Annotated in this window: 1 protein-coding gene; it reads right to left on the bottom strand. The window is 65.5% G+C overall.

Annotation, left to right across the window (positions count from 1 at the left end; translation table 11 throughout):
• The coding region (locus Y88_RS18735; protein ID WP_040702718.1) for a pirin family protein at nucleotides 1-226 on the bottom strand (226 nt) is incomplete at both ends.

Genomic DNA, 226 nt, shown 5'->3' on the forward strand with positions numbered 1-226 from the left:
CGCGGTCGCCCTTGGGGAACTGACGCGCGCCCCAGCTCGGCTGTTCGCCCTGTCGCGTGGGCAGGATCCAGATCTGGAACAGGGTCGTGGTTTCCTCTTCCAGATTGTATTCGGCATGGGTGATCCCGGTGCCCGCGCTCATCACCTGAACATCGCCCGCTGCGGTGCGGCCCTGATTGCCCAGGCTGTCGCGATGGGTGATCGCGCCGGTGCGGACATAGGTGAT

Source organism: Novosphingobium nitrogenifigens DSM 19370 (genome assembly GCF_000192575.1).
Classification (GTDB): domain Bacteria; phylum Pseudomonadota; class Alphaproteobacteria; order Sphingomonadales; family Sphingomonadaceae; genus Novosphingobium; species Novosphingobium nitrogenifigens.